The sequence below is a fragment of the Bradyrhizobium sp. B120 genome (assembly GCF_049075665.1).
Lineage (GTDB): Bacteria > Pseudomonadota > Alphaproteobacteria > Rhizobiales > Xanthobacteraceae > Bradyrhizobium.
On sequence record NZ_CP185242.1, the window covers coordinates 4,692,631 to 4,709,312 of the forward strand.

A 16,682-nucleotide genomic window follows, 5' to 3' on the forward strand; every position below is an offset into this window, starting at 1 on the left:
ATCGCCTCCGTCCGTTGTTCGCGCTGGACTACGCTAACCCTTGCCGCCGACTTCCTTGGCGAAGGTGTCGCGCAGGCCGATGGTACGGTTGAACACCAGCCTGTCCGGCGTCGAATCCGCATCGCGCACGAAATAGCCCTGCCGCTCGAACTGCATCGCCTCTGGCGAATTGCTCTCGGCGATCGCAGGCTCGACTCGCGCATCGCTCAGCACTTCCAGCGACTGCGGATTGAGGTCGGCGGCGAAATCGGCGGCGTTCGGGCTCGGGTTGGCGAACAGCTGATTATAGATGCGGATCTCCGCCGGCTTCGACTGCGCCGCCGGCAACCAGTGCATCGTCGCCTTCACCTTGCGGCCATCGGGCGCGTTGCCGCCCTTGGTCGCGGGATCATAGGTCGCGCGCAGCTCGACGATCTCGCCGGCGTCGTTCTTCACGACGCTGGTGCACTTGATGAAGTAGGCATAGCGCAGCCGCACCTCATTGCCGGGCGAGAGGCGGAAGAACTTCTTCGGCGGGTTCTCCATGAAGTCGTCGCGCTCGATATAGAGCTCGCGGCCGAACGCGATCTTGCGGGTGCCGGCTTCCGGATTGTCGGGATGGTTGATCGCCTCGATCTCCTCGACCTGCCCTTCCGGATAGTTCTCGATCACCACCTTGAGCGGCCGCAGCACCGCCATGCGGCGCAGCGACGTCCGGTTCAGCTCCTCGCGGATGCAGAATTCGAGCATGCCGACATCGACCACGCTGTTGGCCTTGGCGACGCCGATGCGCTTGATGAACTCGCGCACGGCAGCCGGCGGCACGCCGCGCCGCTTCAGGCCGGCGACGGTCGGCATCCGCGGATCGTCCCAGCCTGACACGTGCCCGTCGCGGACGAGCTGGGTCAGCACGCGCTTGGACAGCAGCGTGTAGGTCAAATTGAGCCGCGCCATTTCATACTGGCGCGGCTTCGATGGCACCGGCAGCTTGTCGAGCAGCCACTCATAGAGCGGGCGGTGATCCTCGAACTCCAGCGTGCAGATCGAATGGGTGATGCCCTCGATGGCGTCCGACTGGCCGTGCGCGTAGTCGTAGCTCGGATAGATCGACCATTTGTCGCCGGTGCGCGGATGGTGGGCGTGCAGGATGCGGTACAGCACGGGATCGCGCAGGTTGATGTTGCCGGCGGCCATGTCGATCTTGGCGCGCAGTACGCGGGCGCCGTTGGTGAACTCGCCGGCCTTCATGCGGCGGAACAGGTCGAGGTTCTCCTCGACCGACCTGTCCCGGAACGGCGAGTTCTTGCCGGGCTCGGTCAGCGTGCCGCGGGAAGTGCGGATCTCCTCCTGCGACTGATCGTCGACATAGGCATGGCCAGCCTTGATCAGGCCCTCGGCCCAATCGTACAGGCGCTCGAAATAGTCCGACGCAAAGAAGAGGTTTTTGCCCCAATCGTAGCCGAGCCAATGCACGTCGGCCTGGATCGAGTCGATGTACTCCTGCTCCTCCTTGGTCGGATTGGTGTCGTCGAAGCGCAAATTGCACTGGCCGCCGAACTCCTGCGCGATGCCGAAATTCAGGGCAATCGACTTGGCGTGACCGATATGCAGGTAGCCGTTCGGCTCCGGCGGGAAGCGGGTCACGATCCGGTTGTGCTTGTGGGAGGAGAGATCGGCCTGGACGATGTCGCGGATGAAGTCGCGCCCTGCCTCTGCCGTCGTGTCAATCGTCATCAAAGGGTTCCCTGGAGGAGTCAGCCCAACCTTCTGCCAAATTCGCGCCGTCCGGCCAAGCCTGGTTTCAAAGTCTGGTTTCAAGCCTGGTTTGGCCGGCAAAAGGTCAGCCGGGGCTTTAGTTATGTTCGGTTCCTGATATACACCACCGCCCATTCCAGCATACGTCGCACTCGATCATGACCAATTCCGTCGTTACCCGCTTCGCCCCCTCGCCGACCGGCTTCCTCCACATCGGGGGTGCCCGCACCGCGCTGTTCAACTGGCTCTATGCCAGGAAGCTCGGCGGCAAGATGCTGCTCCGGATCGAGGACACCGACCGAGAACGCTCGACCGAGGCGGCGATCGACGCCATCCTGGACGGCCTGAAATGGCTCGAGCTGGATTGGGACGGCGACGTCATCTACCAGTTCAGCCGCGCCGCCCGCCATCGCGAGGTCGCCGAGGGCCTGCTCGCCGCCGGGCGCGCCTATTACTGCTACGCCACCCCGGAGGAGCTCACCGCGATGCGCGAGAAGGCGCGCGCCGAGGGCCGCACCCGCCTGTATGACGGCATGTGGCGGGACCGCGATCCGGCGACCGCGCCTTCCGACGTCAAGCCGACCATCCGCCTCAAGGCGCCGCAGACCGGCGAGACCGTGATCGAAGATCAGGTCCAGGGCCGCGTGGTCTGGCAGAACGAGAACCTCGACGACCTCGTCCTGCTCCGCGGCGACGGCACCCCGACCTACATGCTCGCGGTCGTGGTCGACGACCACGATATGGGCGTCACCCACATCATCCGCGGCGACGACCACCTGATCAACGCCGCGCGCCAGAAGCAGATCTACGACGCGCTGGAGTGGGAGCTGCCGAGCATGTCCCACATCCCGCTGATCCACGGGCCCGACGGCTCGAAGCTGTCGAAGCGCCATGGCGCGCTCGGCGTCGATGCCTACCGCGCGCTTGGCTATCTGCCGGCCGCCTTGCGCAACTATCTCGTCCGGCTCGGCTGGAGCCATGGCGACCAGGAGATCTTTTCGACCCAGGAGATGATCGACGCGTTCGATCTCTCGGGCGTCGGCCGCTCGGCGGCGCGGTTCGATTTCGCCAAGCTGGAGAACCTCAACGGCCACTACATCCGGCAAAGCGACGATCAATCCCTCGTGAGCCAGTTCGAGAGCGTGCTGGATTATGTTCCTGAGGGCGCCGCGCTGAAGGCCAAGCTCAACGACACCACCCGCGCGCAATTGCTGCGGGCGATGCCGAGCCTGAAGGAGCGCGCCAAGACGCTGATCGAGCTGATCGCGGGCGCCTACTTCATTTTCGCCGATCGCCCGTTGGAGCTCGATCCGAAAGCGGCCGCGCTCCTCACGCCGGAAACACGCGCATTGATCGGCCGGCTGCGCACCGCGCTGGAAGCCGTCAACGACTGGACCGCCGAAACCACCGAGACCGCCATGCGGAATTTCGCCGAGCAGAACAATCTGAAACTCGGCGCCGTCGCCCAGCCGCTGCGGGTGGCGCTGACGGGACGCACGACATCGCCGGGCATCTTCGACGTGCTGGCGGTCCTGGGACGCCAGGAGTGTCTCGCCCGTCTCGCCGATCAGGCGGCGTGATCCTGCATGGACCCCCTCCAGGGTCCATCTTGCAGCGCACATTGCAATGAGCTACCCATCGCCGGACGCTTTCTCACAAGCCGTTCCGCCCCGCCATGGGCCGCAAATTAGCGACTGGGCAAGGTCGGTTTTCGCAACGATTTCATCGGGGATCTCACGATGGACGCAAAATCCAGCAAGACAGCCACACTCACCATTGGCAACAAGAACTACGATTTCCCGATCCTGAGCGGCACGGTTGGGCCTGATGTCATCGACATCGGCAAGCTCTACGGCCAGGCCGGGGTGTTCACCTACGATCCCGGCTTCACCTCGACCGGCAGCTGCCAGTCGAAGATCACCTATATCGACGGCGACGCCGGTATCCTCGAATACCGCGGCTACCCGATCGAGCAGCTCGCCGAGAACGGCGACTTCCTCGAAACCTGCTACCTGCTGCTCTACGGGGAGCTTCCGACCCCGGCGCAGAAGAAGGACTTCGATCATCGCGTGATCCACCACACCATGGTGCACGAGCAGATGGCGCGTTTCTTCCAGGGCTTCCGCCGCGACGCGCATCCGATGGCGATCATGGTTGCTGCGGTCGGCGCGCTCGCCGCGTTCTACCATGACTCCACCGACATCAACGATCCGAAGCAGCGCATGATCGCCTCGATGCGGATGATCGCGAAGGTGCCGACGCTGGCGGCGATGGCCTACAAATACACCATCGGCCAGCCCTTCGTGTATCCGAAGAACTCGCTCTCCTTCGCTGAGAACTTCCTGCAGATGTGCTTCGCGGTGCCGTGCGAGGAATACAAGATCAACCCGGTGCTCGCCGACGCGCTCGACAAGATCTTCATCCTGCATGCCGATCACGAGCAGAACGCGTCGACCTCGACGGTGCGTATCGCCGGCTCCTCCGGCGCCAACCCGTTCGCCTGCATCGCGGCCGGCATCGCCTGCCTGTGGGGTCCGGCCCATGGCGGCGCCAACGAAGCCGCGCTCGCCATGCTGTCGTCGATCGGAACGGTCGACAAGATTCCCGAATTCATCGCCAAGGTGAAGGACAAGAACAGCGAAGTCCGCCTGATGGGCTTCGGTCACCGGGTCTACAAGAACTACGATCCGCGCGCCAAGATCATGCAGAAGATGTGTCACGCGGTGCTGGCCGAGACCGGCCACGGCGATGACCCGATGCTGAAGGTCGCGCTCGAGCTCGAGAAGATCGCGCTCAGCGATCCCTACTTCATCGACCGCAAGCTCTACCCGAACGTCGACTTCTATTCGGGCATCACGCTGAAGGCGATGGGATTCCCGACCTCGATGTTCACCGTGCTGTTCGCAGTCGCCCGCACCGTCGGCTGGATCAGCCAGTGGAGCGAGATGATCGAGGATCCGCAGCAGAAGATCGGCCGTCCGCGCCAGCTCTACACCGGCGTGGCGCGCCGCGACTATGTGACGATCGACAAGCGCAAGTAAGCTTCATCTCTGACAAGTTCGAGACGGCGCCATCATTCCTGATGGCGCCGTTTTCGTTTGCCCCGCGCGACTTCGGTCGCGAGCGCATCGAGGCGCGGCAGCCAGAGGTGCGGTGTTCGAAGCAAGCGGAACCGTTGCGGCCGTATGCCGCCGCTGACGACAGGATGAATGAATGACTAGGTCGAACTCCGGTCCATCTCCGCCAGCACGATGTCGGCGGCGCGGACGCTCGGCGGCTGGTCGCCGGTCGACATCTTCCCGTCCATCGTCGCGAACGCCACGAGCTGCCGCAGACGGTCGGGCGAATCCGCGAGTACATCGACCAGCGCGCGCGCGAGCTTGTCCGGCGTGCAGTCCTCCTGCAGAAACTCGGGAATGATATCGCTGCCGATCACGAGATTGGCGAGGATCACCGACGACACCCGAATCGCACGGCGCAGGATGAACGCCTCGGCGGCACCGACGCGATAGGCCGTCACCATCGGAATGCCTGACAGCGCGAGCTCCAGCGTCACCGTACCGGACTTTGCGAGCGCCGCGCGGGCCACGCGGAATGCGGCGCGCTTTTGGCTCTCACCGATCGCAAGCCGCGGCACCACGGGCCATGACGCCACGCCTTCGCGCACCATGGCCTCGAGATGCGGCATGGTCGGAAGCACGAGCTCGAACGGGGTTTGCTTGTTGAGCTGGCCGAGCGCCGCGCCGAACAGCGCCAGATGATGCCTGATCTCGCTGCGCCGGCTTCCGGGTAGCACCAGCAGAACCGGCGGCTGCGCATCGCGCCGCCTCTGCTCCTCCTCGTTCGGCCGCAGCGAAGTGAGCTGCTCGGTCAGGGGATGGCCGACATAGCTGCATGGCGGTCCCTGCAGCTTGCGATATTCCTCCGGTTCGAACGGCAGCAGCGCGAGCACGTGATCGACATAGCCTCGCATCGCGCGCGCCCTGCCCGGCCGCCACGCCCAGACCGATGGCGACACGTAGTCGACGATCGCAATGTCGGGGTTGCGCGCACGGACACGGCGGGCGACGCGGTGGGTGAAGTCGGGGCTGTCGATGATGACGAGCATGTCAGGGGCATCGGCGAGCACGGCATCGGCCGTGCGCCGGATCAATTGCAGGATCTTCGGCAATTGCTTCACGACCGCGGCAAAGCCGATGATCGAGAGCTCCTCGATCGGAAACAGCGGATCGATGCCCTCACCCGTCATCTCCCGGCCGCCGACGCCGGAAAATTGCACGGCATCGCCGAGGCGCTGGCGCAGCACTTTCATCAGCGCTGCGCCAAGGCGGTCGCCGGACTCCTCGGTCGCGACGAGGAAGATCTTGCGGCCGCTGCTGGGACTGCGCGCCTGCATCAGCCCGCCAGTCCGATGACAAACAGCCCTTTGGCGTCGGCGGCCTCGATCAGCGCCTGCGGATCGGCGGCAAGCGTGTTGCCGGCGATCACGGCGATCCCCGCGATGCCCGCCGCGGCCGCGCCCTCGACCGTGCGTGGACCGATGGTCGGCAGATCGAAGCGCAGATCCTGCTTGCTCTTCGGCGCCTTCACCAGCACACCGCGGCCGGCCTTGGCGCGGATGCGGCCGTCGGCACGCAGCCGCGCCACCCGCGCGAGCAGCCCATCGGTGCCTTCGATGTCCTCGACCGCAACCACGTGACCGTCGATCACCACGGCCGCCTGACCGATGTCGAACGGGCCGAGCGCATCGAGCACGCCGCGTCCGCGCGCGATGTCGGCGAGCGCGCTCGAGTCCGGCGTCGTGCGCGTCACGGCGCCCTCAGGCATCAGCAGATCAGGCGCGACATCCTTGATGCCGACCATGCGAAATCCCTGCTGCTCGAGGATGCGGCCGACGCTCGACAGCAGATGATCGTCGCCGCCGCGGAACGCGCGCACGACATGGCCGAGCAAACGCAGCGTGCCCCAGTCGAGCCGGATCTCCGACAGTGCGGGACGCACCAGGGTGCCGATGAAGATCAGGTCGCGGCAGCCTTCGTCGCGGAACAACCGGGTCGCGCGTCCGAGCTGGCCGACCGAGATCCAGCGATGACGAAACCGCTGCGCGCGCACCGGATCGCAGGCACCGCGCAGCGCGAACAACACCGGCGTGATGCCGCGCGCGGTGAGCTGATCGGCGACCGCGAACGGCATGGCGCCGCCGCCGGCGATCACGCCGACCGGCGAGGAAAGCGAGGGAGCCGCTGACGTCATGCTGGCGGCCATCCCCTGTTCAATTGACGTCGGCGGGAAGACAGAGCGGCCGGAGCTTGCCACCCTCGATGAAGGCAAGGATTTCCGCGATCGCAGGATCCTCACCCGCCAGAGGCTGCACCGAAGCCAGCCGCTCGGCGAAGATGCCGGGACCGTGGAACAGTTTTTGATAGAACGCGCGCACCGTCGCCAGCCGCGCCTTGGTGAACTGGCGCCGCCGCATGCCGATGATGTTGAGCCCTTCGAGCACCGCGTATTGACCGTTGGCTAATCCGAACGGGATGATGTCGCCGCGCACGCCGCAGACGCCGCCGATCATCACCTGCGAGCCGACGCGGGTGAACTGGTGCACCGCCGACAGGCCGCCGATATAGACGAAGTCGCCGATCTCGCAGTGGCCGCCGAGCGTCGCTGACGTCGCGAAGATCACGCCATTGCCGACCATGCAGTCATGGCCGACATGGCTGTTGTTCATGAAGAAGCCGCGATCGCCAACGCGGGTGAGCCCGCCGCCCTTGACCGTGCCGACATTCATCGTCACGCCTTCGCGGATCGTGCAGGCCTCGCCGACTTCGAGACGGGTCGGCTCGCCGCGATAGCTGAGATCCTGCGGCGGCCCGCCGAGCGCGGCAAACGGCGAGATGACGCAGCCGGCGCCGATCTTCGTATGCCCGCTGATCGTGACATGCGCGATCAGCTTGCAGTTCTCGCCCAGCACGACGTTGGGGCCGATGATGCAGTACGGACCGATCTCGGTGCCGGCCCCGATCACAGCGCCATCGGCAATCCGCGCAGTGGGGTCGATCATGCTCATGTCGTTACGGTCCGAAATTCGTGAGTGGCGCCAAGGCGCTATCAAGGCGCTATTGGTCGATTTGGGCGGTCGTTAGCGCGACTTTGACCGCCCTGTCCAGTGACGTATCATGACGGCCTGTTGCAAACGAGAAGGTCGCAACCGATCCATGGTCCGGGCCGCCGCGCTGATCCTCAGCCTGTTCTCCGCGCCGATCGGGCCGGAGACCGTCGACCTCGGCAACAGCACGAGCGTCGATCTCTCGACCTTCGACTGCCGCGACATCAACCGCAGCACGATCGTCCAGCGCGTCTGTTACAGCGCGGGCGAACGCACGCTGCTGGTCGCGGTCAGGGGCAGCTACCAGCATTATTGCGGCGTGCCTACGGAGACCTACGACGCGCTGATGATCGCACCATCGATGGGCGTCTTCCTCAATCGCGTCCTGCGCATCGCGGGCGCCGACGGCCGATACGCGTGCAGGACGCCTTGAGCTCGGCGGCCCAGGTTTTTTGACGCGTTTTCTTCACGCGAACCGGGGCCACTTCGCTCGAAAACGCTCTAGTCCGTCAACATCGCGCCGACATCGGCCTCGGCGACAACCTGACCGTTGACCTTGGCGTCGCCGTGAAACCACCACATCGTCTTGCGGCGGCCGAGCGAGCGCATGTGGTACTCGATGGTGTCGCCGGGCATCACCGGCTTCCTGAACTTGCACTTGTCGATGGTGAGGAAATACACCGCGCGCGGCTTCTCGGTGCCCTCGACCGACTTGATGCCGATCACGCCGGCAGTCTGGGCCATCGCCTCGATCATCATCACGCCGGGGTACACCGGGCGATCCGGGAAATGTCCCTGGAACGGCGGTTCGTTGAAGGTGACGTTCTTGATGCCGATACCGCTGTAGTCGGTGCGGATCTTGATCACGCGGTCGATCAGCAACATCGGAAAGCGATGCGGGAGCGTCTTCAGGATATCGTTGATATCCACGAGCTCGAATTTGACCGGTGCCTCCTCCATCACTCCTGTTCCTTGCCTTTGGCTTCGTTGTCGCGCACCAGGCGCTCCACCGCGATAATTTCCCTGAACCACTGCTTGGTCGGCTTGGCGAAATGCCCGCCCCAGCGACCATTGGCCGGAATGTCGTCCTTGACCGCGCTCATCGCCGTCACCTGGGCGCCGTCGCCGATCTTGAGGTGGTTGTTGATGCCCACCTTGGCGCCGAGCGCGACATTGTCGCCGATCGTCAGACTGCCGGCGAGCCCGATCTGGGCCGCGAGCAGGCAGTGCCGGCCGATGGTCACATTGTGGCCGATCTGGACCTGGTTGTCGATTTTGGTGCCCTCGCCGATCACGGTGTCGCGCAGGGAACCACGGTCGATGGTCGAGGCGGCGCCGACCTCGACATTGTTCTGGATCACCACACGGCCGGTCTGCGGCACCTTCACGTGCCCTGCCGGCCCGAAGAAGATGAAGCCGTAGCCGTCCTGGCCGATATTGCAGGCCGGGTGGATCAGCACGTTGTTGCCGATCAGTGCGAACTGAATGGTGGTCTTGGCGCCGACATTGCAGTCGCGGCCGATCTTGACGTCGGCGCCGATCACCGCGCCGGCGCCGATGATGGTGCCCGAGCCGATCTCGACTCGCGGGCCGATCACGACCAGCGGATCGACGATGACGCCATCCTCGAGGCGCGCGGTGGGATCGATGATCGCCGACGGGGCGATGCCCTCGGTCCCGAACCAGGATTGCGGCCGCAGCGCATCGGCGTGCCATTCGCGGGCGAGTTCGACGAACACCTGGAACGGTTTTGCGGCCCGCAGCACGGCGGTGCCCTTCGGCACCTGCGCCTCGAAACGCGGGCTGACCAGGCAGGCGCCGGCCTTGGTCGCGGCCAGCTGGTCGGCGTATTTGAGATTGTCGAAAAAGGCGAGATGCATCGGACCGGCCTCGTCGAGCGAGGCCAGCCCCCTGATCTGAAGCGCGCCCCTTTCGGGGTCGACCAGTTGCGCCTTCGTCAGCGCGGCAATTTCAGCCAGCGATGACGAAGGAGGACTTTTGAAGAAGATCGGCTGCGCCATTCCATCCGTCGCAGTCCGGTCGAGCAGCGGTTTTAGAAAGTCGTACCGCCGCCAAACCGGAATTCTTGCACGCGGTCATACGCACCCTTGGTCAGCGGTACAGCGTAGTCGAAGCGCAGCGGACCAAACGGCGACTGCCAGATCAGGCCGACACCGACCGAGGTACGGACAACCTTGCTGTCGTCAAAACTCAGGCCAAGGCAGGTACCCGGAGACGGCGGGTTGTTCGTCGGCCTCACGCAGTTAGCCGTGTTGACTTCGCCCGTCGCCGCCCACGAGGTCGGTCCCTTGTAGTCGTACAGGCCGCCGGCGTCGGCATAGACCGCGCCCTTGAGCCCGACTTCCTTCGGCAGGAACCAGAACGGCATCTGCAGCTCCGCCGACACGCCCCAGTACTTGGTGCCGCCGACCGCGTCCATGGTGCCGTAGGGATTGATGTCACGCGGACCGATGCCGTTCGGCGCGAAGCCGCGGACCAGATTCGGGCCCATCTGGAAGTGATCCAACATGCGCAGTTCGTCGCTGCCCAGCTTGTTCAGGATGCCGCCCTGGGCGTGGATCACGCCGACGATGTCCGACACCAGCGGGGTGTAGTACTTCGCGTCGATCGCGCTCTTGATGTAGCTGACGTCGCCGCCGACGCCGGCGAAGTCCTGCTTGAAGTCGATGATCAGACCGTCGGTCGGGTTCTTGTTGTTGTCGAGCGTGTTGTAGTTGAGCGTGTAGCCCAGCGCCGAGGTCAGGGTCTTGCCGCCCGCCAGCTCCTTGCGGACCGGCAGCGAGGCTTCGCCATCGCTGTAGCAGCCGAGACCGTTGGTCGACACCAGGCTGATCCCGTTCAGGTTCGCATAGGCCGGGCTCGGATTGAACGCAGGATTGGGCGTTACACCGTCAGACAGGAAGGGATTGTTGTTACAGTTGTTGAGCGTCGACGGTAGGGTGATTTCCTGCTGATAGATCGAGTAGCGCAGCTGCAGCGACAGGTCTTCCCGCAGGCTGAAGCCGAGGCGCGGGCTGAAGCCGAGCGTCTTGGTGCCGTAGGCGATGTAGCTGTTGGACAGCTGCTGGCGCTGGTAGAAATCGAGGCCGAGCGCGATACGATAGTCGAGCAGATAGGGCTCGACGAACGACAGCGAGTAGCCGCGGGCATACTGGCCATAGGTCACCGACGCCTTCGCGAACAGGCCGCGGCCGAGCAGGTTGCGCTCGGAGACGCTGACTTCAGCCAGCGCGCCGTCGGTGGTCGAATAGCCGCCCGACACCGAGAAGTCGCCGGTCGATTTCTCTTCGAGATCGACGATCAGGATGACGCGATCGCTGGAGGACCCGGGCTCGGTGGTGATCTTCACGGTCTTGAAGAAGTCGAGGTTCTTCAGCCGGCGTTCGGCACGGTCGACCAGCGCACGGTTGTAGGCGTCGCCTTCCGAGATATCGAATTCGCGGCGGATCACGTAGTCGCGCGTGCGGCTGTTGCCGCGGACGTTGATGCGCTCGATATAGGTGCGCGGACCTTCATCGATCGCGAAGGTGATCGACACCGTGTGATTGTCGAAATTGCGATCGCCGCGCGGACGGACCACCGCGAACGCGTAGCCGCGGCGCGACGCCTCGATCTGCATCTCCTCGACCGACTTCTCCAGCGCCTCGGCGTTGTACAGCGAGCCGATATTGACGCGCGAGAACGAGCGCAGCGCGTTCGGATCGAGCGTTGCGATCGACGACGTATAGTTGACGGCCGCGACGCGGTACTGCTGGCCCTCTTCGATCTTGAAGGTAACCAGGAAGCCCTTCTTGTCGGGATCGTATTCGGTCAGTGCGGCCACGACCTGGACGTCGGCATAGCCGTTCTTGAGGTAGAAGCGGCGAATCAAGTCGCGGTCAGCTTCGACCCGGTCCGGGTCATAGACGTCGTTGCCGCCAAGGAAGCTCAGGAGGTTCGATTCGCGGGTTTTGATGACGTCGCGCAGGCGGGACGCCGAGTAGGCATTGTTGCCCAGGAACTCGATCGACCGCACACCGGTCTTCACGCCTTCGTTGACCTCGAAGATCAGGTCGACGCGGTTGTTCGGCTGCTCGATGATCTGCGGATTGACCCGCACGTCGTAGCGGCCCGAACGGCGGTAGATTTCGGCGATGCGCAGGGCATCCGACTGCACCATCGGGCGCGAGAACGTGCCACGCGGCTTGGACTGGACTTCGGCGGTGAGCTGCTCGTCCTTGACCTTCTTGTTGCCTTCGAAGGCAACGCGGCCAATCACCGGGTTCTCGACCACGACCACGACGAGGCGCCCGCCCCGCTGGTCGATATGGACGTCCTGGAACAGGCCGGTCTCGATCAGCGCTTTCAGGCCGTCGTCGATCTGGGCCTGGCCCAGTCGACCGCCCGGTCCGGGATGGAAGTAGGAACGGATGGTTTCGAGCTCGACGCGGCGGTTCCCCTCCACCGTGATCGAATCGACCGTCTGCGCAAGCGCAGGCGCAGAGACAGCAACGGCCGCCAAGGTGGCCGCCACCGGCGCGGCGAACATGACCAAGGCGGCGAACAGCCCCCCCCTCACTCGCATTCCAAACATCATGCGCAACGCGCCCTTATCTTTCGCAATGCCGGACCGTTCCCCAACGACCCGACAGATTCCCAACCTGCCGCTCAGCTTGTAGCTAACTTTGCCAAGGGGGCAAACTTACTACAGCCGAACATTTCCATTTTCATACCAAGACGTTGCCCATTGGCAACGCCACAGAAAAGCCCCGTTTCAGGACCCAGCGATTCTGAGGATGTCGTTATACGTCGCAAACACCATCAGCATCAGAACCAAACCCAGCCCGATTCGGAAACCCACCTCCTGCGTCCGCTCCGAAAGCGGGCGTCCACGAAGCGCTTCCGCGCTGTAGAACAGGAGGTGCCCGCCATCCAAAAGCGGAATCGGGAACAGATTCAACAGCCCGATCGAGACCGACAGGATGGCGCAAAGATTGACAACGAACTGGAACCCGGCGCTCGCGGCCTGACCCGACAGCTTCGCGATTCCAATGACCCCGCTCACCTCGGCCGGATTGCCGGTTCCGACGAACAGCGACCCCAGGAACTTGAACGTGCTCGAAATAATGTACCAAACCTGCTCGACACCGATCTTCATGGCTTCAAAGACGCCGACCGGAGCGCTGGATGCTTCGCCGACCTGAGCCTTATGCTCGATTCCGAGCACGCCGATTCGGTGGGCATTGCCGAAGGGATCCTTGACCTCCTTCAGTGCTGGCGCAGCCTTTAGCGAAACGATCGCACCGTCCCGCTTCACTTTGAAGCCAAGCTCTGAACCGGCATTCGAAGCTACGATCCGCTGCATATCGGCGAAGCTCTGGATCGCGCTGCCGTCGATATCGACGACGACATCACCGACCTTGAAGCCTGCGTTCGCAGCGACGCTCTCGGCGACCAGGCCATCGACCCGGGCGATCGTGCTGGGCTTGCCATAATAGAGCGCCATACCCGCGAAAATCAGGGCGCCCAGAATGAAGTTCGCTATCGGACCGGCCGCGACGATCGCGGTGCGCCTGCCGACCGACTTGTGGTGGAAGCTGCCTTCGCGCTCCTCCGCCGTCATCGAAGCGAGCGCCTCCGTCGACGGCGTCGACGCTTCGCTATCGTCGCCGAAGAACTTGACGTAACCGCCGAGCGGAATCGCCGAGATCTTCCAGCGTGTGCCATGCCGGTCGTTGAAGCCGGCGAGCTCCGGCCCGAACCCCAGCGAGAACGTCAGCACCTTCACGCCGGCCCAGCGCGCAACCAGGAAATGGCCGAGCTCATGAAAGAAAACAACGATGGTCAGGACGAAGAGAAAGGGAACGATATAACCGAGGAGCCCATGGCTCAACGCATTGATACTATGAAGAAAATACTCGGGCATTCGAATTCCCCTCGACAAGAGCCATAGGCTCCGTCCCCAACCCTCTAGGTTGCCTTTAAGGCAATTTGAGGCAATAGGGCGGCAGCTTTATTTCGCGCGATATGGTCAACGGAAATCGCATCATCCGCCGAGTTCAGTGGTGGCTGATTCCCCGACCTGATCCAATCGTTCATCGTGGCCTCGACCAGCCGGGCGATCGCACCGAACTTGATCTTGCCGGCGATAAACGCCGCGACCGCGATCTCGTTCGCAGCATTGTAGACCGTTGTCGCGCCATTGCCGAGCCGCAGCGCCTCGTAAGCGAGCCGCAGCCCCGGGAAGCGCTGGAAGTCCGGCGCCTCGAATGTGAGCTGCCCGATCTTGGCGAGATCGAGCTTGGCGGATGGGCCGACGATCCGGTCCGGCCAGCCGAGGCAATGCGCGATCGGGATCCGCATGTCGGGCGTGCCGAGCTGGGCCATTACGGAGCGATCGGAGAATTCGACCATGCCGTGGATGATCGACTGCGGGTGCACCAGCACGTCGATCTCGTCCGGCGTGAGGGCAAACAGGTAGGACGCCTCGATCACCTCGAGGCCCTTGTTCATCATCGAGGCGGAATCGATCGTGATCTTCTGCCCCATGCTCCAGTTGGGATGCTTCAGGGCCTGTTCCAGCGTCGCCTGCTCGATGTCGGCGGGAGCCCAGGTGCGGAACGGTCCGCCGGAGGCCGTGATGATTACCCGCGTCAGTTCCTCGCGATTGCCGGAAGCCAGCGCCTGGAACAGCGCATTATGCTCGGAGTCCGCCGGCAGGATGCAGGCGCCGGCCTTCTTGGCCCGCTCCATGAAGATGTCGCCGGCACAGACCAGGCACTCCTTGTTGGCGAGCGCGACGGTTGCGCCGCGATCGACCGCGGCGAGCGCCGGTTTCAATCCGGCAGCGCCGCTGACCGCGGCCATCACCCAATCCGCCGGCCGCGCGGCCGCCTCGATGATGGCGCTCTCCCCGGCCCCGCATTCGATCCGGGTTCCGGCCAGCGCGTCCTTCAATTCGGAAAGCCGTGCCGGATCGGCAATGGCGGCGAACCGCGCGCCGAACTCCTTGGCGAGCTTGGCCAGTCCCTCGACATTGCTGTTTGCGGTCAGCGCCTCGACCCGGTAACGGTCACGCGCGCCACGCAGCAGATCCATCGTGCTGTCGCCGATCGAGCCGGTGGCACCGAGGACGGTCACGGACCGCGCGGCGGATGCCGCCGCGGCCTTGTTGTTACGCAACGGAACTGCGCTCATCTCATCACCAAACCATAAGACCGCGTCCGACGCCATCGGCGCCACCACGGAGAAAGCCGAAAATCGCCGCCACAACGACGGCCGCGACAAATCCGTCCAGGCGATCCAAAAGGCCGCCATGGCCGGGAATGATGTGGCTCGAATCCTTCACCCCGAACCGCCGCTTCACAGCGGATTCGAAGAGATCGCCAAGTTGCGAGACCACCGACAACACGGCGCCGAGCACCAGCAGCGGCCCGGCCGTGCCGATCTCGAAGGCGGCAAAGCAGGCCGCAACGAGCAGGCTCGCGACGAAACCGCCGGCCGCGCCCGCCCATGTCTTCTTGGGGCTGACCCGCACCCAAAGCTTCGGCCCACCGATGCTGCGACCCGCGAAATAGCCGCCGATATCGGTGACCCACACGATCAGCAACACGAACATCAGCGCGGCAAAGCCCTTCGCGGTATCGAGCCGCAGCAGCACCGATGCGATCTCGGCGGCCGCGGCATAGAGCAATCCCGCGATGGCCCAGTTGCGCCGCACGCCCGAGGTCAGCGCCACGACAACCGCACCGACGGCGAGCACCACCAGCGCCGCATCGATGCGGCCGGCGATCAGGCAAAGCCCGGCGAGCAAGAGCGCGACAACACCAGGCACCATAACGCGGAGCTCGCGTCCGAGCCCGGTGACCATGAGCCATTCCGCGAACAATCCGACCGCAACCAGCGTCACCAGCAGCGACCAGGCGATGCCGCCCAGATAGGCCAGCGCGATCGCAACCGGCGCCAGCACCAGCGCCGCAACCACGCGCATTGCGAAGTTGCGCGAACCCTGCTCGCTTGCTGCCGCCGGCGACTGCTCGCTTGCTGCCGCCGGTGCGGCTTCGCGCTCGCTCACGAGCCGGTTTTCGCGGCGAGGCCGCCGAACCGGCGCTCACGCTTGCCGTATTCCGCAATCGCGCCTACGAGCGCCGCCTTGTCGAAATCCGGCCAGTGAATCGGCACGAACACGAGCTCGCTATAGGCGGCCTGCCACATCAGGAAGTTCGACAGCCGCTGTTCGCCGCTGGTCCGGATGATCAGATCCGGGTCCGGAATATCGGGCGCATCCAGATAGTGCCCGAGCGTATCGGCATCGATGGAGTCGGCGTCGCGCTTGCCTTCGGCGACCTCGCGCGCAAGGCGCCGCGCGGCGGCAGCGATCTCCGCCCGCGAGCCGTAATTGAAGGCGACCACAAGGTTGAGCTTGACGTTGTTCCGCGTCAGCTCTTCGGCCTCGTTGAGCAGCGCGCAGATGTCCGGATCGAGCCCGGCGCGCTCGCCGATCACGCGCACCCGCACGCCGTCACGATGCAGCGTCGCCAGATCGTTGCGGATGAAGCGGCGCAGCAGGCCGAACAGATCGCCGATCTCGCTGGCCGGCCGCGACCAGTTTTCCGAGCTGAACGAAAAGATCGTGAGATAGACGATGCCGAGTTCATGGGCCGCACGCACCACGCGGCGCAGCGCCTCGACGCCGCGGCGATGGCCCTCGACGCGCGGCAGGCCGCGCGAAGCGGCCCAGCGCCCGTTGCCGTCCATGATGATCGCCACATGCAACGGACTGCCGGAGCGATCCGGTCCGTCAGTTGCTGGGGCGGCGGCGTTCGACATCTGCTCTTTCCCG

Annotated in this window: 14 protein-coding genes; 3 read left to right on the forward strand and 11 right to left on the reverse strand. The window is 64.5% G+C overall.

Annotated elements, in window-relative coordinates; all coding sequences use genetic code 11:
• Positions 1-33 precede the first annotated feature (33 nt).
• A complete protein-coding gene (locus ACOIX3_RS21450; protein WP_420964179.1) occupies positions 34-1,713 on the reverse strand; it encodes a glutamine--tRNA ligase/YqeY domain fusion protein in 1,680 nt (559 codons plus the stop codon).
• A gap of 179 nt (positions 1,714-1,892) precedes the next feature.
• On the opposite strand from ACOIX3_RS21450, the gene gltX reads away from it, so the two are divergent.
• Together gltX and gltA are read left to right on the forward strand one after the other, a co-directional pair.
• Complete coding sequence (gene gltX / locus ACOIX3_RS21455; protein WP_420964180.1) at positions 1,893-3,314, forward strand: glutamate--tRNA ligase; 1,422 nt, start codon at positions 1,893-1,895, stop codon at positions 3,312-3,314.
• Between the two features lie 159 nt (positions 3,315-3,473).
• Complete coding sequence (gene gltA, locus ACOIX3_RS21460) at positions 3,474-4,775, forward strand: citrate synthase (protein WP_092114598.1); 1,302 nt, start codon at positions 3,474-3,476, stop codon at positions 4,773-4,775.
• Between the two features lie 176 nt (positions 4,776-4,951).
• On the opposite strand, the gene lpxB is transcribed toward gltA, so the two are convergent.
• The 3 genes from lpxB to lpxA are packed head-to-tail and all read right to left on the reverse strand — an operon-like array spanning position 4,952 to position 7,801.
• The gene (gene lpxB / locus ACOIX3_RS21465) at positions 4,952-6,133 is read right to left on the reverse strand and encodes a lipid-A-disaccharide synthase (RefSeq protein WP_420971770.1); all 1,182 of its coding nucleotides are present in this window, start codon (positions 6,131-6,133) and stop codon (positions 4,952-4,954) included.
• Positions 6,130-6,987 carry an LpxI family protein gene (locus ACOIX3_RS21470; protein WP_342728855.1) on the reverse strand — a complete coding sequence of 286 codons (858 nt, stop codon included), beginning with the start codon at positions 6,985-6,987 and terminating at the stop codon, positions 6,130-6,132. The genes lpxB and ACOIX3_RS21470 overlap by 4 nt, the downstream gene beginning before the upstream one ends.
• Before the next feature lie 19 nt (positions 6,988-7,006).
• Entirely contained in the window at positions 7,007-7,801 is a 795-nt protein-coding gene (lpxA, locus tag ACOIX3_RS21475; protein WP_176531053.1) for an acyl-ACP--UDP-N-acetylglucosamine O-acyltransferase, read from the reverse strand.
• 148 nt (positions 7,802-7,949) lie between these two features.
• Between lpxA and ACOIX3_RS21480 the strand changes: the two genes are divergently transcribed.
• Positions 7,950-8,273 carry a KTSC domain-containing protein gene (locus ACOIX3_RS21480; protein WP_420964181.1) on the forward strand — a complete coding sequence of 108 codons (324 nt, stop codon included), beginning with the start codon at positions 7,950-7,952 and terminating at the stop codon, positions 8,271-8,273.
• Between the two features lie 68 nt (positions 8,274-8,341).
• Here the strand turns inward: ACOIX3_RS21480 and fabZ are convergent, their stop codons facing one another.
• From fabZ to ACOIX3_RS21515, 7 genes are all read right to left on the reverse strand, one after another.
• Complete coding sequence (gene fabZ, locus ACOIX3_RS21485) at positions 8,342-8,800, reverse strand: 3-hydroxyacyl-ACP dehydratase FabZ (RefSeq protein ID WP_016841580.1); 459 nt, start codon at positions 8,798-8,800, stop codon at positions 8,342-8,344.
• A complete protein-coding gene (gene lpxD / locus ACOIX3_RS21490; RefSeq protein WP_092114606.1) occupies positions 8,800-9,861 on the reverse strand; it encodes a UDP-3-O-(3-hydroxymyristoyl)glucosamine N-acyltransferase in 1,062 nt (353 codons plus the stop codon). Before lpxD ends, fabZ begins: the two co-directional genes overlap by 1 nt.
• A 32-nt stretch (positions 9,862-9,893) precedes the next feature.
• Positions 9,894-12,437, reverse strand: a complete 2,544-nt coding sequence (gene bamA, locus ACOIX3_RS21495; protein WP_420964182.1) for an outer membrane protein assembly factor BamA — start codon at positions 12,435-12,437, stop codon at positions 9,894-9,896.
• A 177-nt stretch (positions 12,438-12,614) separates the two neighbouring features.
• The gene (gene rseP, locus ACOIX3_RS21500) at positions 12,615-13,766 is read right to left on the reverse strand and encodes an RIP metalloprotease RseP (RefSeq protein ID WP_420964183.1); all 1,152 of its coding nucleotides are present in this window, start codon (positions 13,764-13,766) and stop codon (positions 12,615-12,617) included.
• A gap of 44 nt (positions 13,767-13,810) precedes the next feature.
• Positions 13,811-15,037, reverse strand: coding sequence for a 1-deoxy-D-xylulose-5-phosphate reductoisomerase (gene dxr / locus ACOIX3_RS21505; protein WP_420964184.1), 1,227 nt, complete (start codon positions 15,035-15,037; stop codon positions 13,811-13,813).
• A gap of 4 nt (positions 15,038-15,041) precedes the next feature.
• A complete protein-coding gene (locus ACOIX3_RS21510) occupies positions 15,042-15,830 on the reverse strand; it encodes a phosphatidate cytidylyltransferase (RefSeq protein ID WP_420971771.1) in 789 nt (262 codons plus the stop codon).
• 80 nt (positions 15,831-15,910) lie between these two features.
• A complete protein-coding gene (locus tag ACOIX3_RS21515) occupies positions 15,911-16,669 on the reverse strand; it encodes an isoprenyl transferase (protein ID WP_420964185.1) in 759 nt (252 codons plus the stop codon).
• Positions 16,670-16,682: the final 13 nt, after the last annotated feature.